Source organism: Paratractidigestivibacter faecalis (genome assembly GCF_003416765.1).
Classification (GTDB): Bacteria; Actinomycetota; Coriobacteriia; order Coriobacteriales; family Atopobiaceae; genus Paratractidigestivibacter; species Paratractidigestivibacter faecalis.
This window is the reverse complement of the sequence record NZ_QSNG01000001.1, coordinates 1,572,663-1,597,980: the sequence shown is the minus strand read 5'-3', so window position 1 is coordinate 1,597,980 and position 25,318 is coordinate 1,572,663. Positions and strand designations below refer to the sequence as shown.

At 65.1% G+C, this 25,318-nt stretch carries 16 protein-coding genes; 12 read left to right on the top strand and 4 right to left on the bottom strand.

The window, feature by feature from the left end; genetic code table 11:
* Positions 1 to 69: 69 nt before the first annotated feature.
* Entirely contained in the window at positions 70 to 1,239 is a 1,170-nt protein-coding gene (gene fucO, locus DXV50_RS07115) for a lactaldehyde reductase (RefSeq protein WP_117205539.1), read from the bottom strand.
* 238 nt (positions 1,240 to 1,477) lie between these two features.
* Entirely contained in the window at positions 1,478 to 1,801 is a 324-nt protein-coding gene (locus DXV50_RS07110) for a hypothetical protein (protein ID WP_117205538.1), read from the bottom strand.
* 268 nt (positions 1,802 to 2,069) lie between these two features.
* Here DXV50_RS07110 and DXV50_RS07105 point away from each other — a divergent pair, with 268 nt between their 5' ends.
* The 4 genes from DXV50_RS07105 to DXV50_RS07090 all read left to right on the top strand — a co-directional run bounded on the left by DXV50_RS07105 (position 2,070) and on the right by DXV50_RS07090 (position 4,499).
* Positions 2,070 to 2,828: an SDR family NAD(P)-dependent oxidoreductase gene (locus DXV50_RS07105; protein ID WP_117205537.1), complete on the top strand. Its 759-nt coding sequence runs from the start codon at positions 2,070 to 2,072 to the stop codon at positions 2,826 to 2,828.
* 177 nt (positions 2,829 to 3,005) lie between these two features.
* On the top strand, positions 3,006 to 3,389 hold the full coding sequence (locus DXV50_RS07100; protein WP_117205536.1) for a Fur family transcriptional regulator: 384 nt from the start codon (positions 3,006 to 3,008) through the stop codon (positions 3,387 to 3,389).
* Between the two features lie 79 nt (positions 3,390 to 3,468).
* The gene (locus DXV50_RS07095) at positions 3,469 to 4,053 is read left to right on the top strand and encodes an NADH peroxidase (RefSeq protein ID WP_117205535.1); all 585 of its coding nucleotides are present in this window, start codon (positions 3,469 to 3,471) and stop codon (positions 4,051 to 4,053) included.
* The gene (locus tag DXV50_RS07090; RefSeq protein WP_117205534.1) at positions 4,053 to 4,499 is read left to right on the top strand and encodes a DUF3783 domain-containing protein; all 447 of its coding nucleotides are present in this window, start codon (positions 4,053 to 4,055) and stop codon (positions 4,497 to 4,499) included. Before DXV50_RS07095 ends, DXV50_RS07090 begins: the two co-directional genes overlap by 1 nt.
* A 47-nt stretch (positions 4,500 to 4,546) precedes the next feature.
* On the opposite strand, the gene DXV50_RS07085 is transcribed toward DXV50_RS07090, so the two are convergent.
* Positions 4,547 to 5,914 carry an IS3 family transposase gene (locus tag DXV50_RS07085; RefSeq protein ID WP_117204237.1) on the bottom strand — a complete coding sequence of 456 codons (1,368 nt, stop codon included), beginning with the start codon at positions 5,912 to 5,914 and terminating at the stop codon, positions 4,547 to 4,549.
* 235 nt (positions 5,915 to 6,149) lie between these two features.
* Here DXV50_RS07085 and tsaD point away from each other — a divergent pair, with 235 nt between their 5' ends.
* Entirely contained in the window at positions 6,150 to 8,588 is a 2,439-nt protein-coding gene (gene tsaD / locus DXV50_RS07080; protein ID WP_117205533.1) for a tRNA (adenosine(37)-N6)-threonylcarbamoyltransferase complex transferase subunit TsaD, read from the top strand.
* 64 nt (positions 8,589 to 8,652) lie between these two features.
* Here tsaD and DXV50_RS07075 read toward each other — a convergent pair whose 3' ends face one another.
* On the bottom strand, positions 8,653 to 9,303 hold the full coding sequence (locus DXV50_RS07075; RefSeq protein ID WP_198666438.1) for a helix-turn-helix transcriptional regulator: 651 nt from the start codon (positions 9,301 to 9,303) through the stop codon (positions 8,653 to 8,655).
* A 344-nt stretch (positions 9,304 to 9,647) separates the two neighbouring features.
* Here DXV50_RS07075 and DXV50_RS07070 point away from each other — a divergent pair, with 344 nt between their 5' ends.
* The 7 genes from DXV50_RS07070 to DXV50_RS07040 all read left to right on the top strand — a co-directional run bounded on the left by DXV50_RS07070 (position 9,648) and on the right by DXV50_RS07040 (position 25,117).
* Positions 9,648 to 10,925: a transporter gene (locus DXV50_RS07070; protein WP_117205532.1), complete on the top strand. Its 1,278-nt coding sequence runs from the start codon at positions 9,648 to 9,650 to the stop codon at positions 10,923 to 10,925.
* A 130-nt stretch (positions 10,926 to 11,055) separates the two neighbouring features.
* Positions 11,056 to 13,206, top strand: coding sequence for a hydantoinase/oxoprolinase family protein (locus DXV50_RS07065; RefSeq protein WP_117205531.1), 2,151 nt, complete (start codon positions 11,056 to 11,058; stop codon positions 13,204 to 13,206).
* 3 nt (positions 13,207 to 13,209) lie between these two features.
* Positions 13,210 to 13,866: a hypothetical protein gene (locus tag DXV50_RS07060; RefSeq protein WP_117205530.1), complete on the top strand. Its 657-nt coding sequence runs from the start codon at positions 13,210 to 13,212 to the stop codon at positions 13,864 to 13,866.
* Between the two features lie 71 nt (positions 13,867 to 13,937).
* Complete coding sequence (locus DXV50_RS07055) at positions 13,938 to 15,272, top strand: FAD-dependent oxidoreductase (RefSeq protein ID WP_117205529.1); 1,335 nt, start codon at positions 13,938 to 13,940, stop codon at positions 15,270 to 15,272.
* 198 nt (positions 15,273 to 15,470) lie between these two features.
* A complete protein-coding gene (locus tag DXV50_RS07050; protein ID WP_117205528.1) occupies positions 15,471 to 16,772 on the top strand; it encodes a sensor histidine kinase in 1,302 nt (433 codons plus the stop codon).
* Positions 16,773 to 16,842: 70 nt separating this feature from the next.
* The gene (locus DXV50_RS07045; protein WP_117205527.1) at positions 16,843 to 17,577 is read left to right on the top strand and encodes a LytR/AlgR family response regulator transcription factor; all 735 of its coding nucleotides are present in this window, start codon (positions 16,843 to 16,845) and stop codon (positions 17,575 to 17,577) included.
* 595 nt (positions 17,578 to 18,172) lie between these two features.
* The gene (locus DXV50_RS07040; protein ID WP_198666437.1) at positions 18,173 to 25,117 is read left to right on the top strand and encodes a glycoside hydrolase family 3 C-terminal domain-containing protein; all 6,945 of its coding nucleotides are present in this window, start codon (positions 18,173 to 18,175) and stop codon (positions 25,115 to 25,117) included.
* Positions 25,118 to 25,318 lie beyond the last annotated feature (201 nt).

Genomic DNA, 25,318 nt, shown 5'->3' with positions numbered 1-25,318 from the left:
CTTTGGCGCGCGCAGCGCGACGTAGCTTGCGTGCAAAGCTGGGGAGCCCCAACCTCACGCGTGGAGCCGCTAGGCCTCCGGGCAGATCTTCTTGAACAGCTCGACGACGTCCTCGTGCGTGGCCTCGCGCGGGTTGCCGGGGAAGCAGGCGTCGTTCATGGCGTCGGTGGTCAGCTGGTCGATCTCCTCGGCCTTCATGGCCTGGCAGACCGTCGGGATGTTGACGTCGGCGGAGAGCTGCTTGACGGCGGCGATGGCGGCGTCGGCAGCCTCGTCGGTGGTCATGCCGGTGGTGTCAACGCCCATGGCCTTGGCGACCTCGGCCAGACGCTCGGTAACAACGGGCTTGTTGAACTCCATGGCAATGGGGAGCAGCATGGCGCAGGCGACGCCGTGCGGGGTGTCGTAGTGGGCGGACAGCGTGTGCGCCATGGAGTGGTCGATACCCAGGCCCACGTTGGAGAAGCCCATGCCGGCAATGTACTGGCCTAGGGCCATGCCCTCGCGGCCGCTGCCAGGCTCGCCGCTCTTGGCCTCGGCCACGGAGTCGCGCAGGTTCTTGGAGATGAGCTCGATGGCCTTGTAGTGGAACATGTCGGAGAGCTCCCAGGCGCCCTTGGTGGTGTAGCCCTCGATGGCGTGGGTGAGAGCGTCCATGCCGGTGGCGGCGGTGAGGCCGGCGGGCATGGAGGCCATCATGTCGGGGTCGACGACGGCGACCTCGGGGATGTCGTTGGTGTCAACGCAGACGAACTTGCGGACCTTGTCCGGGTCGGTGATCACGTAGTTGATGGTGACCTCGGCCGCGGTGCCGGCGGTGGTGGGCACGGCAATGGTGAAGGTGGCGTGGTTCTTGGTGGGGGCGACGCCCTCGAGGCTGGTAACGTCGGCAAACTCGGGGTTCTCGATGATGACGCCGATGCCCTTGCAGGTGTCCATGGAGGAGCCGCCGCCGATGGCGACCATCATGTCAGCGCCGGAGGCCTTGTACGCCTCGACGCCGTCCTTGACGTTCTGGATGGTGGGGTTGGGCTTGATCTCAGAGTAGAGGGTCCAGGGGATGCCGGCGGCATCGAGCTCGTCGGTGACCTTGGCGGTCACGCCAAACTTGACGAGGTCGGGGTCGGAGCACACGAAGGCCTTCTTGTAGCCGCGGCGGGTAATCTCGCCCGGGATCTCCTTGATGGCACCCTTGCCGTGATAGCTGATGGTGTTGAGAACGAAGCGGTTGACTGCCATGCCAATTCCTTCCGTTGTTGGTCTGAGCCCAACTGGGCGTCAGTTGCGGAGTGTACCCAACGGGCGACGATATAACCTCTTAAACTTGCAGAAAGCCGCAAAGAACGGATAAACGTACCAAAAGCGCGGGTAGACGGTCAGTCCGCGCCTTTGGCACGCTCTAAGCTGTTCGGTTATACGAACTAAGGTGTTCCGCTATGCGAACAGGGCGGAATCAGGCGAGAAGTGCCTCCCTCCGCTACTCCATGCGCACCCAGGCCCAGGTGCCCTCGCCGTCGTCAAAGTCCATCGGCGCCAGCGCCACAAAGCCGCGGTGTCCGGTGCCGGGAACGGTGATGGCGCAGACCTCGGCGATGACGGGGGAGGGGCCGAGGCTCTTCTCGGGAAGCTCAATGCTCACGTTGCCGACGAGGTGGGAGGTCACGTCCTGGCCGTCGACGCCGTCGACGGTGAAGCTGCCCAGCACGCAGCGCTGCGGGGTGCCCCAGTCAAAGCCGTCAAGGGCGCCCTCAAGGGACTCGTACGCTTGAATGAGCTTCTTGACCTGCGCGTTCTCACTCATGATGTGCCTCCTTGGCAACGGTGTGCAAAAGTGATCTGCCCGCGAGTATGCCCCGACCGAGAACGTTCCCACCCCGCATGTGGCCGAGCGGGCGTATGGCTCGGCGGGCGGCTTTTCGGAAGGCGAGAAGCGTCGGCCAGTGGCTGCGGGCACTTCTCGCCACGCCGCTACCCGAGGGCGTGGCGCCCACACGCCGACACGTGACGCGTGGGGCGGTCCGCTCCGGGTACGCTGCAGGCAACGTCTGGACCCGTTGAAGGGAGCACCAATGAACCGTCTTGAGGGCAAGGTCGCCGTCGTCACCGGCGCAAACTCCGGCGTCGGCGCCGCCATCGCAAAGCTGTTTGCCGTCGAGGGCGCTACCGTCGTCATGACCGCCCGCCGCGAGGCCGCGCTCGAGGAGGTCTCTGCCCAGATCGAGGAGGCCGGCGGCAAGACCTTCGTTATGGCTACTGACATCTCCAAGCCCGATGACCCCGAGCGCCTGATGGCCGCCGTCGAGGAGAAGTACGGCAAGATCGACGTGCTCGTCAACAACGCCGGCATCCTGGAGAGCGGCCTCAAGCCGGTCGACCGCTTCACCGATGAGGACCTGGATCGCATCATCGAGACCAACCAGAAGGGCACCATGCGCTGCATGCGCGCGGCCACCAAGCGCATGAAGGCCGGCGCGTCCATCGTCAACATCGCCTCCGTCGCAGGCGAGAAGGGCTGCGGCGGCGCGGTCTACGTCTCCACCAAGGCGGCCGTCATCGGCGTGACCAAGCACACCGCCCTGCGCTTCCAGGCCGAGGGCATCCGCTGCAACGCCATCTGCCCGGGCACCATCGTGACCCCGATGGTCGCCGGCACCACCGCGGCTGACATGGACGCCGACATGATGGGCGCCATGGCCACCCACTCCAACCTGCGCACGCAGCCCTGCATGCCCGAGGACGTGGCCAACATCGCCCTCTTCCTGGCCAGCGACGAATCCCGCGCCCTCACGGGCCAGATCATGGTGAGCGACTTCGGCGCCATGCTGTAGGCAACGCCGCGCCGAGAAGGGCTTTCTGGGGGGTGGTCCTCTGCGACCGCCCCCTTTTGGGTATTGAAGAGGCAAGGGGAAAAGATTTTTCCAGCGCAGAGAAATTATCTATTGAAATTCATTCTCAATAAGGTATAGTTCTAGACAGCACGAAGGGAGCGGCCGAGAGGAGGCGCCATGGCAGGCAGGAACACCGTCCAGAGAGAGATCGTCCTGGAGGAGCTGCGCGGCCTGGCCAACCACCCCACGGCAGACGAGGTGTACGAGGCCGTCCACGCCAAGCACCCAAGCATCAGCAAGGCGACGGTCTACCGCATCCTCAACAAGCTCGCTGAGGAGGGCGTGGCCCTGCGCGTCAAGATCAACAACGGCGCGGACCACTTTGACCATCAGGTCTTTGACCACTACCACGTGCGCTGCGTGCGCTGCGGCAGGGTCGACGACGTGGAGGTCCCCAACCTGGCGGGCCTGGAGGAAGAGGCAGCGCGCACCTCCGGCTACCAGATCTGCGGCCACACGCTGCAGTTCGACGGCATCTGCCCCGAGTGCCAGAAGTCTTAGCATCTACGGCCCAAGGCCGCCGTGCAAGGAGAGGAAGGCGAGGCTCTGGGAAGCCTCGCCATCAAGAAAGGAGTCAGCTATGAAGTGGGTCTGCAAGGTCTGCGGTTACATCTACGAGGGTTCCGAGCCTCCCGCGGAGTGCCCCGTCTGCCACGCTCCCGCCAGCCAGTTCGAGGAGGTCAAGGGCGAGCTCACCCTGGCCGCCGAGCACGAGTACGGCATCTACGACAAGACCGTCAAGGACAACCCCAACATCTCCGACGAGGACAAGGCCTACATCCTCGAGCAGCTGAAGGCCAACTTCACCGGTGAGTGCTCCGAGGTCGGCATGTACCTCTGCATGGCCCGCATCGCCCACCGCGAGGGCTACCCCGAGGTCGGCCTGTACTGGGAGAAGGCCGCCTACGAGGAGGCCGAGCACGCCGCCAAGTTCGCCGAGCTGCTGGGCACCGAGCTTGAGCCCAACATGAAGGCCACCACCAAGGACAACCTGGCCTGGCGCGTCGACTGCGAGTTTGGCGCCACCGCCGGCAAGGTCGAGCTGGCCACCTGCGCCAAGAAGAACGGCCTGGACGCCATCCACGACACCGTCCACGAGATGGCTCGCGACGAGGCCCGTCACGGCAAGGCCCTCAAGGGCCTGCTCGAGCGCTACTTCGGCTAATGGCAGGCAAGCCCTCAAAGAAGAAGGCTGCCAAGAAGAAGGTCAGGCCCTCGGGGCCCGCGCGCTGCGCGGTGCTCTGGGGGCTTGACCCCTCCTTTGGCGAGGAGGCGGCCCAGAAGGGCGCGGCCGTCCGCCAGGTGCTGCGCCAGATGGGCGTGCCGGCGCGGACGCTTGCCTACGAGCGCCTGGGAGACTCGGCCGCCGCGGCAGCCGGCTTGGTTGGCGCGCGCCCGGCGCTTGCTCCCTACGACGGGCCGACCCCGGACTGCGAGTTCGTGCTTCTCTGCGGCTTCAACAACCCGCAGGTCAGCGAGTTCATTGCCCGCTCGCGCGAGGCCGGCTGCACGGTTGGTCCCAAGGCCCTGCTGACCTCGGCCAACCGCTCCTGGCCCATGGCTCGCCTCATCCAGGCCGTCAACGCCGAGCACCACCAGCTGACCGACTGACCGCCCGCCCCGCAAATTGGGGACGTGTTGGGGGTGCGGACAATTTCTTAGACACTACGGAGAGAGTACCCCAGGTCCCTGCGGTACTGCTCCGGGCTCCTCCACCCCAGGCTCCGCTTGATCCTGCCCGAGTTGTAGTAGGCGAGGTAGCCCGCCAGGCGCCGCCGGAACTCCTCGAAGCCCACCCCGGACCAGTCCCTGCCGTGGTAGAACTCCTGCTTGAGCCGGCCGAAGAAGCCCTCGGCCGCGGCGTTGTCGGGGCTGCGGCCCTTCCTCGACATGCTGCGCACCAGGCCGTGGCGCTCGCATATCGCCGCCCAGCCCGGCCACCTGTAGTGGCAGCCGCGGTCGGTGTGGACCACGGGCCGCTCGCCGGCCGCGAGCGTCGAGGCCGCCGCCTCCAGCATCGAGTCGGCCATGCGGGCGTCGGGGGACTCCGACAGGGTCCACGCCACGACCGCCCCGTCGAAGCAGTCGACCACCGGCGACAGCCAGCAGCGCCCCGACCCTATCGTGAACATGGTGACGTCGGTGACCCACAGCTCGTTGGGGCGCGAGGCGGAGAAGTCGTGGGTGCCGTCGGGGCGCAGCGGCAGGTTGGGAGGGGCCTCGGAGACCTCGCCGGCATAGCTGCTCCAGCGCCTGCGGCGCCTCAGGTAGCGCACCTCGAGCCCCTCCTCGCGCATGACGCGCCTCACGACCTTCTCGGAGACCGCCAGGGGCTCGTCGGGGTCCAGGCGCAGCCTCGCCCATATCGTGCGGTAGCCCCAGGCCCCGCCCCCGGCCTCGAACAGGGCGCGCACCCGCGCCCTCAGGGCGGCCAGGCGGTCGGGGGCGCCCCTGCGGGCGCGGTGGTAGTAGTAGGTGCTGCGCGCCACGCCGGCCGCGCGCAGGGCGTCCTCCAGGCCGAACCCGGGCCTAAGGGCGTCGGCGACCAGCGCCCTCTCCGCCGCCGTCAGCGAGTCCGGGCCCCGCCCCGGGCCGCCTCCTTTTAGGACGTCCAACACCGCCTCGGCCCTGGCGAGCTCCAGCCTCAGGGCCCGGTTCTCGGCCCTGAGGGCCTCCAGGTCCCCGGGGTCGGCCGGCGGCGGCACGCGCGGGGCGCCCCGTCCGTTCGCGAGCGACACCTCGCCCTCCCTCCCCGCGGCGCGGGCCCAGCCGCGCACGGTCTCCGGGTGGCAGCCGATCGACGCGGCGACCTCGGCGGGGTCCTCCCCGGCGAGCGCCCTGCGCGCGGCGTCGGCCCTCTGGGCAAGAGTATAGGGGGCGTGCCAGCCGACGCCCAGGTCGCCGGACGCCCAGCGCCTGATCGACTCGGCGGAGGCGAGCCCCGACTCCCTGGCGAACCTGTGGGCCGGCCGGCCGGACTCGCGCCAGAGCCCCAGGATGGCGTCCCTCTCGTCGCTCGAGTACATTGCGGGCTCCAATCCGGACGCCTGTCGGCGTCCAACTTTTCGTCCGCACCCCCGTTCGAATTTGCGCAAATTTGGGACAGACTTGCCGGGCCGCACGGGCCGGGCCGCACGGGCCTTTGACCGGGCGCTCCTCGTGTGCTTCTTGCCAACCTGTCCCCACCTTGCGCAAAAGCGAACACGTCCCCAATTTGTGGCTAAACTGGATGGGTTACACGCCGCTTGGGAAGGGTTGCGCATGAGCAACAACGCCGAGAAGATCGTCCTTGCCGTAGACACCTCAACGGACATGCTGGCCTGCGCCGTCGCGCGCGTGGCGGGCACCGACGTGGAGGTCCTGGCCTCCGCCGACCACCTCTGCCGCCGCAAGGCAAACGTGGAGCTCGTGGGCACCTGCGAGCGCGCGCTGGCAGACGCCGGCCTTGGCATGGCAGACGTGGACGCGGTCCTGGTGGGACGCGGCCCCGGCTCCTTCACGGGCGTGCGCATTGGCATTGCCACGGCAAAGGGCCTGGCCTGCGGCCTGGGATGTCCGCTCTACGGAACCTCGGCGCTCGATGCCATGGCCTGGTCCGCCCACAAGGCCGGCATCCGCGGCAAGCTCGCCGTGGCCGGAGACGCCATGCGCGGCGAGGTCTACCCCGGCATCTACCAGCTGGACGACGCCGGCGCCCACCGCACTTTCCCCGCGGAGACCGTCGTGAAGGCGGACGCCTGCGTCGAGGTCTGGGCTGCTCGCGACGACGCCCCCGAGCTTACCATCACCGGAAACGGCCTGGTCAAGTACCGTGCGCGCTTCGAGGACGCCGGCTTCCGGCCCGCGCAGGTGGCGCCGGAGGAGGCGTGGTACCCCACCGGCGAGGGCCTGGTGCGCGCCGCCGTTGAGTCCGGCGCCTTTGACGCCTCCGGAGACCCGGCGCTGGTCCTGCCCATCTACACGCGCCTCTCCGACGCCGAGGAGAACGAGCGCACGCGCCTGGGCCTTGCGACCCCGGCCTCCGTTGACCTCACCGGCGTGGACGACGCGCTGGCCGGCATTCACTGCCAGCTGCGCCCCATGACCATGAACGACCTCACCGCCGTGGCGGAGCTAGAGGCCGCGACCTACGAGGGCAGCGCCCACAACGCCTGGGGGCAGAAGCTCTTCTACGAGGAGCTCTCACAGCCAGGCCGCAGCTGGTGGGTGGCCCACGACCAGGGTCGCGTCATTGGCTTTGCCGGTGGCTACCTGGCCGGCGCGGACTTTGAGGTTGAGGAGGTCGTCTGCGACGCCTCCCGCCGCCGCGAGGGCATTGCGAGCAGACTGGTTTCTCGCGTGGCCTATGACGCCCAGATGCTGGGCGCCTCCACCTGCTCGCTTGAGGTTGACGAGAAGAACGCGCCGGCCCGCGGCCTCTACGACCGCCTGGGCTTTGCGGAGGAGGGCCGCCGCCCGGGCTACTACGGCGCCGGCCACGACGCGCTCATCCTGCGCGTGGGGCTGCCGCTTGCCGTTGACGTCGAGCTGGTGGGGGAGCGTCCTGAGCCGCGCGCGTCCATCCGCCCCTGGCCCATCGTGCCGGGCGAGCGCAGCGAGGCCTGCCGCGAGGCGCTCGCCGTCGCTGGTCCGCTGGTGCTCTCCATCGAGTCCTCCTGCGACGAGACCGCCATGGCCGTGACGGACTCCCACGGCGTGGTCTGCGCGAGCGTTGTGGCCACTCAGATTGACTTCCACGCGCGCTTTGGCGGCGTGGTGCCCGAGATTGCCAGCCGCAAGCACACCGAGGCCATCGTCGGCGTGCTGGAGGAGACCCTGGCACAGGCGGGCGCTCACTTTGGCTGCGACACCCTCGCCCCGTCTGACCTGGCCGCCGTCGGCGTGACCTCCGGCCCCGGCCTGGTGGGTGCCCTCGTGGTGGGCGTGGCCTTTGCCAAGGGCCTTGCCGTGGCCGCCGACCTGCCGCTCATTGCGGTCCACCACCTTGAGGGCCACCTCATGGCCAACCTCTTTGAGACCCCGGACCTCAAGCCCCCCTTTGTGGCGAGCCTGGTCTCCGGCGGCAACACCATGCTCGTTCACGTGCGGGCCTGGGGAGACTACGAGGTCCTGGGCGCCACCATCGACGACGCGGTGGGCGAGGCCTTCGACAAGGTGGCCAAGGCCCTGGGCCTGGGATACCCCGGCGGCCCCGTGATCAGCAAGCTCGCGGCCAAGGGCAACCCGCGCGCCATCCACTTCCCGCGCGCCATGATGCACAGCGGCGACTACAGCTTCAGCCTCTCTGGCCTCAAGACCGCCGTCATCACCTACATTGAGGGCGAGAACCGCGCGGGTCGTCCGATCAACCTCCCCGACCTTGCGGCGAGCTTCGAGGCGGCCGTGGTGGACGTGCAGGTTGCCAAGGCCAAGACGGCCGTGGAGGAGACCGGCGTCTCCGACATCTGCATCGGCGGCGGCGTGGCGGCCAACCCCGAGCTGCGCGCGGCCTACCAGAAGACCTTTGCCAAGATGGGCGTCCGCGTGACGGTGCCGCCCATGCGCGCCTGCGGAGACAACGCCGCCATGATCGGCATCCCCGCGCTGCGCAGCTACCTGGCGGGCAACTTTGCCGAGCTCACGCTGGACGCCGCCCCCAACGCGCCCCTGGGCACCTGGTCCACGCCGGACGCCCCGGTGCCTCCCACCTGGGAGCGCTAGGCGTGATGAGAAAAAGGGACAGTCCCTTTTTCTCATCCGGCCGACATCCCTGTCCCATCAGACGTCACGGCTCCAGCAGGTCCTCCATCGAGCATCCCAGCGCCTGCGAGAGGAGCAAGACCGACCTTGCCTGGGCGCGGTTGATGTCCTTCTTGCGCTGCTCGTACTGTTGTATGGAGCGCAGGGAGACGCCCGAGGCCGCGGCAAGGCCGTGCTGCGTGAGCCCGGCCTCCGCGCGGAAGTGGCGCAGTCGGGTGGGGGCTGTCCTTATCGCCAGCGTCTGCGCTATGTGGGCCGAGATCTGGGGCAGAGGCTCTTTTCCACGCTCCTCAAAGAGAGAAAAGAGCTCGTCGATTCCCAGGTAGGTCGAGATGGCCCTGAATGTCGCCCCGGTGTCCCACTGGTGGTAGGCCAGAAGCGCGCCGCACCACTTGGCGCGCTCCCGGTGCCCCTTGTCAGGCCGGCGCTCGCTCATCAGCATGAGGTCCAGGCCCTCCGACGAGACCCCCTCGCAGACCGAGAGCACGAGCTGGATTCCCGAGCCGTTGAGGTCCGGGTGCGCATCGGGGCCGTCGAAGGTGCGCGCCACGTCCGAGCACGCAAAGAGCTCGTAGAAGGAGGCGAGGCCCTCCGGGAGGTGCTTGTCGGCAAAGTCGAAGGCCTTGCCAAGGGTGCTCATCGTGGCGGGGAGAAGCTCTTCGGGGTAGGGATGCACGAGTGTTCCTCTTCTTTAAGAAATATGTAGAAAAGATGTAGCCACGTGGATTTCATAAACCGCTCACCGGAATCCACAAGTCACTTAGCTGAAAACAAGCAGGTCATTCGCAGAAATAATATCTCATAATCGCAAGTATCTCCACAGAGATACTTTGCAGCTGAGGGACGCTCCCCAATGGGGAAACCAGACGCGTATCGCCCACTGCGGCCTCTCCGGCGATGCAATTTCGAAACAAACCGTACGCGGCACTCTGGGGTCGGCGGCCACCGCGCGGGTGCTACCTTCCCAACCATCGATTGGGGGCCGGCGAACCCGGCCACGAGGAAAGGAAGGAAACAGCAATGGCAACAGTTCAGGTCATTCTGATTCTGGCCGTCTTCATCGGGGGCGTTGCCCTGATGATGACGAAGAAGATGCCCGCCATTCTGGCGCTGCCGCTCATGGGCATCCTCATCGCCGCGGTCGCCGGCGTGCCGTTCATCTCGGGCGACAAGGAGGTCAAGACCATCACCTCCTTTGTAATCGGCTCTGGTGCCGCCAAGCTCGCCTCAACCATCACGGTGACGATCTTTGGCGCCATCTTCGCCAAGGTGATCCAGAAGGAGGGCATCTCCGACGCTATCATCCGCAAGGCGGCAGAGCTTGCCGGCGACAAGCCCATGGTCATCGCCATCGCTCTGACGGCCGCTATCGCTGTCATCTTCACCGCCATGAGCGGTGCCGGCCCCGTCATCATGGTCTCCCAGATTGCGGTCCCGCTCCTGCTCTCCGCGGGCGTTGCCCCCGTCGTGGCGGCAAGCCTCATCCTATTTGGCCTGAACATCGGCCTTCTGTTCAACGTTTCCCAGTACCAGCTCTACGTTGACACCATCGGCATGGACATGGAGGTCATCAAGTCCACCTCCGTCGTCATGGGCGTCGTGTGCGCCGTCGTGACCCTTGCCTACATCGTCATCAACACGCGTGGCGCCGCCAAGAGCGCCGCCTGGGCAGCCCAGGCGGGCTCCGACAAGAAGGACGTCAACCCCGTTGCCCTTCTCATGCCCATCGTACCGATCGTCCTGGTCTTCTTCCTCAAGTGGAACGCCGAGACCGCGCTTATCGTCACCCTCGTTGTGACCGCGCTCATCACCAAGCCCAAGCAGGCGATGCAGGTCCTCTCCAGCTCCGTGGTCGAGGGCATCAAGGACGTCGCCGGCGTCATTGGCCTCATGGTGGGCATCGGCATCCTGCTCAACGGCGTCTCCGCGCCCGAGACCTCTGCTCTCATGCAGCCCATCATTTCCATGATTCTGCCGAGCAACCCCATCGTCTACGTGGTGGTCTTCACGATCCTCTCGCCGCTTGCCCTGTACCGCGGCCCGCTGAACATGTACGGCCTGGGCTCCGGTCTCGCCAACATCTTCGTTGCCGCCGGAACGCTCTCCCCCGCTGCGGTGGGCATGGCGCTGCGCTCCACCAGCGTCGTCCAGTGCGTCTCCGACCCGACCAACACCCAGAACGTCATCGTGGCCGACTACGCCAACGTTGACGTCAACGACATCCTGAAGTCCACGCTGCCCTATACCATGGTCATGGCGCTTGGCATCCTGGTCTTCACCGCCGTCACCCTGTTCTAATCGTCCCCCCGGCGCCCGGGCTTGCATGTGTCCGGACGTCGGGGTGCGCGCCTGCGCTCTCGGAGCATCCGCCGAAAGCTCGGACCCGCGCCCCGACACTCAAGACAGCGAACGCACAGAAAGGCACGAGATGGGCAAGAGAACCGTAAGAATCGGCATTGACGTCGGCGGTACCTTCACCGACGCCGTCGTGGTGGACAACGACACCTACGAGGTCATAGCCAAGGAGAAGGTCCCCACGACTCATCACGCCGAGCAAGGGGTTGCCGCCGGCATCGTCCAGGCCATCGAGAACGTCCTCACCAAGAACCAAATCTCCCCGGATGACGTGGTGTTCATAGCCCACGGAACTACGCAGGCGACAAACGCCCTGCTCGAGGGAGACGTCGCCAAGGTGGGCGTTATCGGCATGGGCAAGGGCGCGGGCTCCGGCCGCGCCGGCTCCGAGACTACCGTGGGCAACATCGAGCTTGCGCCGGGCAAGTACCTGGAGACGGAGCACGAGCTGCTGGAGAGCGGCTCTCTGAGCGACGAGGGCATAGCCACGGCGGTCGAGGCCCTGAGGTCGCGCGGCTGCGAGGTCATCGTCGCGTCCGAGAGCTACTCCGTCGATGACCCCACAAACGAGCAGCGTGTCATTGCAAAGGCAAACGAGATGGGCGTGGTGGCCACGGGCGGTTATGAGATCTCCCAGCTCTATGGCCTCTCTGCCCGTACGCGCACGGCTGCCGTCAATGCCGCGCTGATTCCAAAGATGATGGAAACAGCCAATATGACCGAAGGGGCCGTCAAGGACTCCGGCATCAAGAAGCCCCTGATGATCATGCGCTGCGACGGCGGCGTCATGTCAATCGACGAGGTGCGCAAGCGCCCCATTCTCACCATGCTCTCGGGCCTTGCGGCGGGCGTGGCGGGCGCCCTCATGTACGAGAAGATCACCGATGGCATCTTCCTCGAGGCGGGTGGCACCTCCACCGACATCTCTGCCATCAAGGATGGCAAGGTCATGATCAAGAACGCCCAGGTGGGCGGTCACAAGCTCTATCTCACCTCGCTTGACGTGCGCACCCTGGGCATTGCGGGCGGCTCCATGATCGTGGTGGAGGGCGGCAAGATCTCTGACGTCGGCCCGCGTTCTGCCCACATCGCCGACAAGGACTACGAGGTCTTCACCCCCGTCGAGAAGATCTGCGACCCCAAGGTCGAACTCATCGCCCCGCGCGAGGACGACCAGGCAAACTACGCTGTGGTGGCGTGCAGCAACGGTGAGTCCTACGCCCTCACGCTCTGCGGCGCGGCCAACATCCTGGGCTACGTGCCCGAGGGCGACTACGCTGCGGGCAACGTGGAGGCCGCCCGCAAGGCCTGGCAGGCCCTGGCCGACATGATCGGTGGTACCGTGGAGTCCCTCTGCCAGCAGGCGATGGACATTGCCATGGAGAAGGTCGCCCAGGTGGTCCAGGGCCTAATTTCCGACTACGACCTCAATCCCAACCTCATTTACCTGGTCGGAGGTGGCGGCTCCGCCTCCGTGGTGGCCCCTGCGCTGGGTAAGAGGATGGGCATCAGGCATCGCATTGCCAAGAATGCCCCGTACATCTCCACCATCGGTGTCTCCCTGGCGCTGGTGCGTGAGCAGATCGAGCGCAACGTCTCCAACCCCACCGACGAGGACATCCGCAAGATTCGCCACGACGTGATGGAGGTCATCACGAGGGCGGGCGCCGATGCCGCCACGGTTGACATCGCCATCGAGATCGACTCGCAGAAGAACATCCTGCGCGCGACGGCCACCGGTGCCACTGAGCTGCGCACCAAGGACCGCAAGTCCGAGGCAAAGAGCGACTCCGAGCTTCGCGCCATTGTCGCCGAGGCTTGCGGCGTTGATCAGGATGCGGTGGATGAGGTGGCCTCCGAGGGCCGCTGGCACGCCTATGAGGCCACGACGGTGAAGAAAGCGCTCTTTGGCCTGATGAAGAGTAGGAAGACCGTTGTGCGCGTGGTGGACGAGGAGGGCGTCATCCGTCTCCAGAAGGACGACGCAAAGGTGGCGACCTTCACCAAGGGGGAGCTCTCCGGACTTTTCTCGGACTTCGTGGACTCCATGACCCGCTATACGGACGCGGGTGCCACCCTGCCCAAGACCTACCTCTTCTTTGGGCAGAAGATGTCGGATCTCTCCGGCGTGCTCAACAAGGAGCAGCTCATGGGCCTGGCGGAGATGGAGCTTGAGTTTGCCGAGCCCGACCAGCCCGTTGTCGTCGTGGCCGCAAGGAGCTAGGCCGTGGCTGCGGCCCCTGACTTCTGCGAGCGGGAGGGAGCCCTCCTTCAGCTCATGGGAGATCCGGCCTTCTCGCGTATGGAGGAGCGGGACCTACCTACGCTTGTGGACGCATGCCTTGCGCGTGGCCAGGTTCTCGCCGGCGGATGGGTCGGGCGGGAGCCCATCGGGGCGCTTGCCTCCCTGGACTACGAGGTGCGTCGAACGTCCGGCCCAGCGCCCGGCTCCCGCCCGGGCTTCTGCCTGTGCGCCATGACCCGAGCGCTCCCGGGCGGCGAGAAGGGCGGGACCGTCGAACTCTACGTTGGCGAGGTTGCCAGAAAGCGGGCGGCACTCCTGGCCTCCGGCGTTGAGGTGGGGGAGGAGGAGCTCGAGCGGCTTCACCTGGCCCACGAGCTCTATCACGCCCTCGAGTTCTCCGACGGTCCTCTGACCGTGGACGCCGTCCCCAAGGTCAGGGTCCGCGGCCTTCTGGGCGCCCGTCCCAGAGCGGTCGCGCGCTCAAGCGAGCTTGCCGCCCACGCCTTTGCGCGGCGCGTGACGTCAAGTGCGCTGCTACCCAGCTGGATTGACGCCACGTTCCTTCTGGCCGAGGGGTCCCTGGAGCGCCAGGCCCTTCTCGACGAGCTTGCGCTTGCCCGCAAGATTCTGGGCACCTAGCGCGGACTGATTGGATCTTGCCTGTTCAGACGGGCCTTTTTTCTCATGGAACACCTTTGATTGGAGAGATGATGAGCGTCCACAGGTTTGGTTCTGTCGAGGTCCCTGTCCTTGGGGAGTGGGACACCGTCGTGGTGGGCGGCGGCACCGCCGGCGCCTCGGCGGCGATAAGCGCCGCCCGCGAGAAGAACCGCGTGCTGGTGGTCGAGAAGGCCTCGTCCCTGGGTGGCACCCCGACGCACGCGCTCGTGACGCCCATGATGGACTCGCGCGTGCCGCACGGCCACAATCTGCGGGAAATCGAGCGCCGCCTCAACGACCTTGGCGTCACCATCAGGGAGGACGGTGATCTCATGGGCTACATCTGGTTCACGCCGGAGACGTTCGCCGAGGTCTGCGAGGACATGCTCCTCGAGGCCGGCGGCCAGGTTCTCTACGACGCGACCCTCGTTGCGGCCGACGTTTGCGAGGAGCGCATCCAGGCCATCGAGGTCATGACGGTCGAGGGACCGCGCGCACTTCTCGCCACCCAGTTTGTGGACGCGACGGGAGACGCCGTGCTCTCGCGCGTGGCGGGGGTGCCCTGCGTGGCGGGCGATGATGACGGCAACAACCAGATGTGCTCGCTGCGCTTTGAGATGGGTGGCATCGACGTCGAGAAGTACCGGCAGTACTGCCTGTCCCTGGGAGACGAGTTCAGCCCCCTCAAGGAGGGCTACTTCTGGGAGTCCGCCATGGTCGCGGGCAAGGGGTTCAAGCTGGAGCCGCTCTTTCGCAAGGGTGTGGAGGAGGGCGCGCTCAAGGAGGACGACCTCGTCTACTACCAGTGCTTCTCGCTTCCCGGGGAGCCGGGCTGCATGGCGTTCAACTGCCCGCACCTGCCTGCGCTCAAGAGCAACACGTCGGCGCTGGCGCGCTCCGAGGCGCTGAGTGAGGGGCGCCGCAGGGTGCGCAGGCTTGTCACGTTCCTCACGCGGCACATGCCCGGCTTTGAGGGCGCGTTCTTGATTCGCGAGGCAGGGATGCTCGGCGTGCGCGAGAGCTGGCGCATCCAGGGAAGCTACGTCCTGGACGTGGACGACTACGTCCGCCGCGCACGCTTTAACGACGCGGTTGCCAGGGGGACCTGGTACATTGACGTGCACTCCGCCACAAAGGGCCTGGTGCACATGGAGAAGTACAAGCCCGGGGAGTACTATGAGATTCCCTACCGGTGCCTGACCAACGGGGCGGTGCGCAACATGCTGACCGTGGGCCGCTGCATCTCCACGAGCTTCCTGGTGCAGGCGAGCGTCCGCATCCAGCAGACGGCCGTCGACATGGGCGACAGCGCGGGCCGCGCCTGCGCGAGGGCCCTCGCCGCCGGCGTCGAGCTTGCCGACTTCGACGGACTTGGCCTGCTGTAGCCACCCCGCAAGGGACAGTCCCTTTTTCTCGTCGGCCCGCCACGCCACCTGCCAACGGGGACAGTCCCCTTTGGCAGGTGCTCCGGTGGTGACAAAAACGCGGCTGTTTGTGACGCATCCTCGGCTCGGCCCCCGCCAGGCTCGCGTTCAGGCACAATTGGCCAAGGAGGCAACGCGAGTCAGGGACGGAGGCCGGGCATGGAAGCATTTCTCGCCACGCTGAGGGCGAGCGTGGTCTCGCCGTACAACGCCGCGTATGCCGTCTCCATCGCGCTCATGCTCACGCGCCTGGACGGCCGGCCGCGCCTGTGGCTCACACTCCTGCGTCGCCTTGCAGTGGCGCTTCTGGCCACCTGGCTCCTCGGCACTATCAGTGACCTGGTGTTTCCCAACTCAATCACGTGGACGGTGCTTCCGGCCTGCGCCTGCGCGCTTCTCGTCAGGGACTTCCGCGCCCCGGCGCGTCTTACCCGCACCTGCCTGCTCATGTGCGCCTGGATGTACTCGCTCACCGCAGCCGAGGTCGTGAACGCCCAGGTCCATGGCGGCATCTACGCCGCGGCGGCCGTGTCGCTCGCCTACATGCTGGCGGTCCTCGCCGCAATCCAGCTGCTGGAGCGGCAGGGCTCGCTGGAGGGCCCGGACGTCTCGCTTACCTCCGTGGTGCCGGTCATTGTGGTCTGCGCGTCCGGCCTGGTGGCTCGCGCCATCCTCTACCTGCGCAGCGACATTGGCGTGGCACCCTACTCGGTGAGCACCCTGGAGAGCGTGCTCACGTGCCTCAGCGGCCAGGTGGCCGAGCTCGTGGTCTACTACGCCGTGCTGCGCCTGGTCCGTGGCTTCGAGGAGCGCCGGCGCCTCCAGGCCGAGCGCCACCTCATGGACGCCCGCCTTGCCGCGCTGGACGCCTACCGAGAGAGCGGCGAGAACCTCCGCGTCCTGCGCCATGAGGTCAAGAACCAGTACGCCTACATCAAGCTTTTGCTTGAGCGCCAGGACTACAAACAGGCCGAGGAGTTCTTTGGTGAGATGTCCATGCGCGCAAACCCAACGTTTCTGCACGTCAACAGTGGCAACCGTCTGGTGGATGACATCGTCAACCTCGAGCTCTCGCGCGCGACGGCGGCGGGCGTGGACGTTGACTCGCGCATTGCCGTGCCGCCCGAACTCCCCTTCGAGGAGATAGATCTTGCAAGCGTTGTCATGAACCTCATGGACAATGCCATCGAGGCCTGCGCGGACGTCCCGGCAGGGCGGAAGTGCGTGCGGTTGGCGCTTATCGCCGACCAGGGCTCGCTCATAGTCAACGTCTCAAACCCGGCCGCCGCCGCGCCCACCGTTGTGGAAGACGGCCGGCTGCGCACCACAAAAACCGATGCTGACCTGCACGGATATGGCACCGGCATAGTTCGCAAGATAGCCGAGAAGTACGACGGCGTCGCCGATTTCTCGTTTGCGGACGGCGTCTTTACGGCTAAGGTGATGCTCGCGCTGGCCTAGGCGGCTGGCGCGGCGGTCGGGGAGGGCCGCCTGCCGGGCGCGAGCCCGGCGAGCACCAAGGGGAGGGTACATGCTTCAGTTTCACATAGCCGTCTGCGACGACGAGCCCTTTGCGGCCTCGTCCATCTCGGGCGCGGCGGAGCGCGAGCTCGCGCGCCAGGGCGCGCAGGCGGACATCGAGGTCTTCAACGGCGTGGAGCCCCTGGCTCGCCGGCTTGACGACGTGACCTTTGACCTGGTGCTCCTTGACATAGAGATGCCCAGCGTGGACGGCATCACCTTTGGGCGTGCCCTGCGCGAGGGCGGCTCCAAGACCGAGATCGTCTTTGTCTCCAACAGCGAGGACCGCGTCTTTGAGTCGCTGCCGCTGCGGCCGCTCTCCTTTGTGCGCAAGAGCCACTTCACCGAGGACATGGCGCAGGCCATGGCCGCCTTCGTACGCGCGTGGAAGAGCTCGCGCACTGAGCGCGTGGTGACGCTCAAGATGGCCCACGCCATGGGCACGTTCTCTGCCGACGAGATCCTCTACGTGGAGGCCCGCGGCCGCGACAAGATGATGCACATGACAAACGGCCACGTGGAGACCGTGCTGGTCACTCTGGACGAGCTGGCCGAGCGCCTGACTTCGCTGGGGTTCTACCGCGTGCACAAGGGCTTTTTGGTCAACTTTGCCCACGTGAGCCAGCTGAGCTCCAAGGGCCTGACCGTCGCCGGCGAGCTCATCCCCATCAGCCGCTCCAAGACCGCCGAGGTCAAGCTGGCCTACATGGACTTCCTCAGCAAGAAGAACGCCGTCATGATGTAGCGCCGCGGCGGGCGAGAAGCGCGTGGCGCAGGGGACGTTGCCGCCATGCCGCGCCCTTCTCGGCTGTCCGTCTGCCGTGAACGCCTCTCGTGAACGCCTGGGGCTTCAATTCAGCCGTTCAGTGAACGCGTGTCTTCAATCCAGGCGTTCACTGAACGGCTGTTTTGCCGCCCCAGGCGTTCACGCGCCGCTCCGCCAAGCCGCTTTCGGGCGAGATAATCGCCAAACCCGAAAGCGGAACCGCAGCCAAACCCGAAAGCTCGCCAAAGCGCCCAGCCGCTCGCCGGCGGAACGCAACCGCTCGCCGGTCGGCAAAAAAATGCATCTCGTGACGCAAAACCTGCCATTCGTGCGCGGGCGGACACGTTTGGTGTCGCCGCGCGCAGTTCGTACGGTGGCTTAAAACAACCCAAACCGGCTCCCTATCTTTTAAGCCAAGAGGTCGATGCCTCGCCTCTTGCCCTCCCTTCCGCGGAGCCGGTCCCTCTTCTGGCCGGCTCCGCGGCCCCGTCGGCGGGCGGTGCGGCATCAAGCTTTTCTGCCTGCGGGCGGACCGGAAACGTCCCACACTGGGGCGTGGGAAGAAGGGAAGAACATGAAGCTCAGCATGACTCGTAGAGGGTTTGTTCTGGGAAGCGCGTCGGCCGCCGTCCTGGCCGGCCTTGCCGGCTGCAGCATACCGGGCGCGACGGATGCCAAGAAGGAGTCGGTCGTTCCCCAGGACTTCTCATCCATCAAGAATGAGGTCTACAAGAGCGACTACGCCTACACCCTTGATGGTGAGAAGCAGCTTGCGGAAGCTCAGAACGAGCTGTTTAGGCGCGTCGTTCACGAGGGCGTCGTGCTTCTTCGCAACGAGGGCCAGGCCCTGCCTCTCTCTTCCCAAGACGGCAAGGTGACGGCTTTCGGCAATGCCGGCCCTCTCTTCATGCCCGGTTTTGATGAAGCCATGAAGGACGCGGGGTTTGCTTTCGATGACGCCGCATGGCAGTTTTACGCCGCTGGCCCTCAGAACTCGACAAGCTGGCAGGTAAACGAGAATCCCTGGGCCGATGTCCAGGGCGCCGGCTTTTTGGCCGAAGCGTCCGGCGTCGCCGTCGTCTTCCTTGGCCGCACCTGCAACGAAGGCTGCGATGCCCAGTGGTATGAGGAGCACGACTATTTGGCGCTCTCCCAGGAGGAGAAGGACATGCTCTCTGGCGTTGCGGAGATGCGCCGTGCGGGGACGTTCACGAAGATGATCGTCGTCCTGTGCATGTCAAACAACGTGAGCTGGGAGGATGGGGCATGGTCTGATGCCGTGGACTCCCTCCTCTGGATGGGTAACATCAGCTTCACTAACTACAAGCTTAAGCTACCCCTCGGCTCCTCTTCCTTCGTCGATATCCTTGACGGCAAGGCCAATCCCTCTGGCCGTATGCCGGACTCCCTGTACAAGAACAACCGTCTCAATCCCGTTATGGCAAACTTTGGCCGTATCGACGCGGACCTCTCCCTGCTTTCCGACGGTAAGGCCGAAGACGTCCAGGCGGAATCCGACAAATGGGCGCCCGGCAACAGCATGGGCAATCACTGGCGCCACAACTACGTCTACGCAGAGAGCATCTATGTGGGTTACCGCTACTACGAGACCCGATACGAAGACTTCATCCTTGGCCAGGGAAAAGCGGGCGATTTCGACTACTCGTCCTATGTTGCCTATCCGTTTGGATTTGGACTTTCCTACGCCACTTTCGGATATTCGGACTTCCAGGTCGTCGAGGATGCTGACTCCTTCACCGTCAATGTGACCGTCAGCAATACGGGTTCCGTTGCGGGTGCGCACTCCGTCTGCGTTTACGTTCAGAGCCCCTACACCGACTATGACCGCCAAAACGGTGTGGAGAAGGCCGCTGTCGAGCTCAAGGGCTACGAGAAGACCTCCGAGCTTGCGCCTGGGGCTTCTGAGCAGCTCTCCATCAAGGTCTTCAAGCGCGAGCTCGCCTCCTACGACGCCAACAACGCCAAGACCTACATTCTCGATGACGGTGACTACTACTTCACTGTTGCCGGCTCCTCGCACGATGCCGTGAACAACATCCTTTCCGCCAAGGGCAAGACGGTCGCCGACGGCATGACTGCCGATGGCACTCAGGACTGCCTGTGGGTCTGGTCGAATCCCGACTTTGACGCCCAGACCTTCTCGACGTCCGTGACGGGTTCCGCTGTGACGAACCACTTTGACTCGGTCGATCCGAACAAGAACCCCATGACCAAGGCAAACAACTCCGTTGTCTGGCTCTCTCGCTCCGATTGGGAGACAACGCTGCCTAAGGCCGCCACTCATATCAGGTATACCGACGAAATGGCGGATCTGGCCAGGCCCTTCACGTATAAGGCGGGGTCGGGCGACTCCGGCTCCGTTGCTAGGCACGAGTTCGGGCAGACGAAGAGCAACGTGGTCCTGGCAGACATGACGGGGAAGGATTACGACGACCCCGACTGGGAGAAGCTCGTCTCCAAGCTCACCTACGAGGAGATGGTCGACTTCATTATCAATACGGAGCATGCCTTCCCGCAGGTTGGCAAGCCCGTTACCGTCGAGCGCGACGGCTCTGCGGGCTGGGGCGGGTCGTCAGGCGACTGCTACGAGGTCTCTGGGGGCTTTATAACCCAGTACCCCTCCAAGGACGTCCTCGCCGCTACCTTCAGCACTGAGATTAACGAGGCTATCGGTCGGATGAACGGCGAGAGCATGCTCCACTCCTCAAATGTCACGAGTAAGTCGACGAGTCTCCTTGGCTGGAGCTGCGGCACGCATCGCGCACCCTACTCTGGACGCAACATGGAGTACTTCTCCGAGGATCCCTATCTGGGTGGACGTGCGTGCGCGGAGGAGACCCGGGGCATTCGTCAGAAGGGCGGAATCGTCTTCACCAAGCATGTGGTGGGCAATGACCAGGAAGAGTACCGACACGGTGTATCTTCGTGGGCAAACGAGCAGACAATGAGAGAAATCTACCTGCGTCAGTTTGAGAAGGCCATTGATGAGGGCGGCGCAAACGGTCTCATGACGGGCTTCAACCGACTTGGCATGGAGTGGGCCGGCGAGTGCCATGCCCTTCTCGTCGACTTCCTCGAGGGCGAGCTCGGCTATAAGGGAGCCACTATCACGGACAACTTCGAGTGTTCCTTTATGGACGCTGTCGACGGTCTGATCAATGGCAACCACCTCTGGCTCTTTGCCGGTAACTACGAGAAGATCGACGCCTGCAATGCAGTCCTTCTCCAGGATGACTACAGGAATGATCCCGTCATCCAGAATGCGCTCTTTGAAGCGGTGCACCGTTCGCTGTATGTGTTCGCCAACTCTCTTGCGGTCAACGGGCTTGAGCACGGCACCTCGCTCGATATGCCCCAGCCGCTGTTCACGGCGGCGACTGACGGCAACGCGGCGATTATGTTCTATGCCGACAGGCAGTTCTACGCCAAGGTGGGCAGGAGCACGGGCAAGCGCTTCCCGCTGAGGGGAAGCTGGGACTACACGGATGACGGGGGCCTTACCCTGACCGACGTGAGCGGGGAGGCTGTCGAGATTGCCGAGGAAAACGGAATCTATACCTGGACGGTCGTCTCGGGCTCCAAGGAGTGCAAGAACTCGATTTCTGCATACGAGGTCATCACGGCATACAACGAGAATCTTGGTGGCAAGTTTGCGGCTGGCGAGAAGCCCTCTGCCTCTATCACGTTCGAGGCGGGAAACGATGCCGTGAGCGGAGACGCCCCGTCGTCAATCGCGTTTACCAGAGGTGATAAGGTCACCATGCCCGACTGTCCCTTCGGGGGAGAGAACCTCGAGTTTGCCGGATGGTCTATCGGAAGCTCGACCGTGAAGGCGGGCGCCGAGTACACGGCTGACACATATGGGGACCTTACCGCTACGGCAACCTGGAAGAAGACGGTTGTTGTCACCGCAAAGACCATGGACGACTACTGGCTCTCCTATGCCCAGGCGAAGGGTATCCCGATGGTGCTCTATGCGGATGGCACCGTTTCTCTGAACAAGTACAAGAAGTTCTTCTGCAAGGGCACGTGGGAGGTCAACGGCTCCCGTTCTGGGGCGGCAACGCTCAGCATCCTCAACGAGGCCGGCGATGCCGTCGCCCTTACGCTCGAAGGCACCGTTGCGTCCTGCGTCCAGCAAGCATATGGATACGACTGGCACCAGCCCGACCAGGGCTTCGGCAGCGGCGTTTTCAAGTCGACGTTCGTTCACGAGCTTGATTTGGACGAGTTCATCCAGTCCTACAACAAGATCTTCGGAACGAGCTATGACTCCGTCTCAGTTGCTGGAGGAAGCGCGTCCTTCGAAGTCCAGGCAGAGAAGAAGTCTGCCCAGAGTCTGCCTAGTCCTAAGTATCTTCCCCGCCGGCCGGCCGCCCTTCTCGCCGGCCGGCCCGCGCCCCTTTCCAAAGAACCATCCGGAAACGGAGTAACCTGCATGACATCCAGCACCAACACAAAGAAGGGCAAGCGCAGCGTCAAGCGCGTCGTGGGCATCGTCGTCTCAGCGGTGCTGGCGGCGGCGCTCGTGGCCGTCATCGTGGCGGCAAACACCGTCCTGCCCAAGTTCAACCAGATCATCAACTCCTACTTTGGCGTCGAGCAGAGCTGGGACAACTCCGGCGTTGACACCTCCGGCCTTGACCTCACCTACAACAAGGCCGACTACGACCGCGGCTCCATCGCCGAGGCCGAGAAGACCCTGGACCAGGACATCTCCGGCGAGGGGTACGTGCTTCTCAAGAACGACGAGTCCCTGCCGCTTGAGAAGGGCACCACGCTCTCCTTTGTGAGCGGCAACTCCCGAGACCTGGGCGTCAAGGCCAAGAGCATGCTCGAGACCACCCTGGGCCTCGAGGGCGGCAGCACCGACGCCCTCACGCCGGCCATGGAGCAGGCGGGCTTCAACGTCAACAAGACCCTCACGGACTTCTACGCCACCGGCAAGGGCAAGGACTACGTCATGGGCCCCGGCTCGGTGAGCTACGGCGACGACGAGGACTTCTCCATCAACGAGTGCCCGCTGTCCGTCATGCGCGACGGCGGAGTGCTTGACTCCATGGAGGGCACCACCCCCGTCTACGTGCTCAAGCGCGTTGCCGGCGAGGGCAGGGACATGCCGCGCTCCATGTACAACCACGCCTCGAGCGCCGAGGACCGCGCCAAGAGCTACCTTGAGCCGGACTCCACCGAGCTGGAGATTCTGCAGTACTTGAACGACAACTTCACAAACACCGTGCTGGTGGTCAACTCCAATGCGGCCGTTGAGCTGGACTGGCTGGCGGACTTCCCCAACATCAAGTCCGTGCTCGTCGTGCCCACCACGGGCACCTATGGCGTGGAGTCCCTGGGCCGCATCCTCTCTGGCGACATCAACCCCTCCGGCCGCACCGTGGACACCTACGTGGCCGACGCCAGCAAGAGCCCGGCCGCCCAGAACTTTGGCGACTACCAGTACCTTGACGAGTCCGGCAACCTCACCAAGTACAACTACGTGAGCTACGAAGAGGGCATCTACGTTGGGTACCGCTACTACGAGACCCGCTACGAGGACGCGGTCCTGGGCCAGGGCAACGCCGGCGACTTCACCTATGCCGACGAGGTCTGCTATCCGTTTGGCTTTGGCCTCAGCTATACCACCTTTGACTGGACGAACTTCTCCACGAGCTGGTCTGGCAAGACCTGCACGGCCAAGGTGACCGTCACCAACACCGGTGACGTGGCCGGCAAGGACGTGGTCGAGCTCTACGCGCAGAGCCCCTACACGGACTACGACCGCGCCAACGGCGTCGAGAGGCCCGCGGTGGAGCTGGTGGGCTACGCCAAGACCAAGCTGCTGGAGCCCGGCGAGAGCCAGGAGCTCACCGTGACCTTCGACGAGTCCCAGCTTGCCGCCTACGACTCCGAGGGCGCCGGCACCTGGGTGCTTGACGCCGGCACCTACTACGTGACCGCCGCCACCGACGCCCACGCCGCCGCCAACAACGTGCTGGCCGCCAAGGCTGCCGGTGCCAAGACCGATGCCCGTGGCAACGCGTCCCTGGTAGACACCTACGTTCCCGCCAACGCCGACGTTGACGTGACCACCTACTCCACCGACACCCTGACCGGCGAGGCCGTGGCAAACCGCCTCTCCGACGCCCGCGGCGACGTGACCTACCTCACCCGTGCGGACTGGGAGAACACCTTCCCCACGCACGACGGCGACGTCACCTCCCAGGTCTCTACCTGGGGCAACGAGATCAACGGCGAGGACGGTGTGAGCTACACCTACGGCAAGGTGGCCTCCGCGGACCTTCTGTCCAAGCTCGACTCCACCGACTCCGGAAACCCCGACGTCAAGGCGTGGGAGGGCGAGCTCACCTTTGGGGCCAAGAACGGCCTTGACCTCATTGACCTGCGCGGCCTTGAGTATGACGACCCCAAGTGGGACCAGCTCCTGGACGAGCTCACCCCCGGGGACTACGACACCGTGATTAGCCACGCCGGCTACGGCACCAAGGCCCTTGACTCCGTCAACAAGCCCGCCGGCACCGACGCTGACTCCACCTCCGGCTGGAGCTGGGGCGGCACGGGCATGACCTTCTGCAACCCCATGACCGTGGCCCAGACCTGGAACCAGGAGATCGCCTACCGCCTGGGCAACATGATCGGCAACGAGTCCCTGCTCGGCGGCGGCACCGGCTGGTACGCGCCGGCCATGAACATCCACCGCACGCCGTACTCCGGCCGCAACGGCGAGTACTTCTCCGAGGACAGCTTCCTCTCTGGCGCAATGGCCTCCCAAGAGGTCAAGGGCGCAGCCGAGAAGGGCGTCTACACGATCATGAAGCACTTTGCCTTCAACGAGCAGGAGAACCACCGCGGCGACCGCAGCGGCCAGTACTCCATGGCCACCTGGATGAACGAGCAGTCCGCCCGCGAGCTGTACCTCAAGCCGTTTGAGATGTGCATGAAGGTCGGCGACGTTGACCTTGCCTACGTGCGCCAGAACGCCGACGGCACGCAGGAGAACGCCATCACCAAGATCCGCGCCTGCCAGGGCGTCATGACCTCGTTCAACCGCATCGGCGCAACGTGGGCCGGCGGCTCCTACGACCTCATCACGGGCATCGTCCGCAACGAGTGGGGCTTTGACGGTTGGATTCTGACGGACAACGCCGACACGGGCGTCTTCATGAACGGCCTGCAGATGATCCAGGCCGGCGCCGACGCCAAGCTCACCGTGAGCGACCCCACGGCGCTGTGGAGCTTTGACTCCGGCGACGCCACCCAGTACGGTTACGCCCGCGAGGCCATGCACCACCTGCTCTACGTGATGGCCAACAGCCACGTCATGAACGGCGCCGTCCACGGCAGCGTCTACAGCACGGGTGCCGCCGGCATGCAGAAGGCCGACATGCTCCGCTGGGGCCTCACCGGCGTGGGCGTCGTGGGCGTGGGCGTCATCCTGGGCGTCAACGTGGCCCTGGAGCTCCGTCGCCGCAGGCGGGGTTGACAAAGGGGTTGACAAAGGGACAGTCCCTTTGTCAACTTCGAGTGCCGGGCGAGAAGGACGTGCGTTGTGTTTCTCGTCTGTCAGCGCAGTTACATAGTTGTTTCTCGCCGCACCCCGCAGCTTGCTTTAAGGCTGCGGGGTGTATGCTCTCGCACGTGCGCGTAACTTTCTCGCATTAGGTTGCAAGGGGGAGGGGAATGG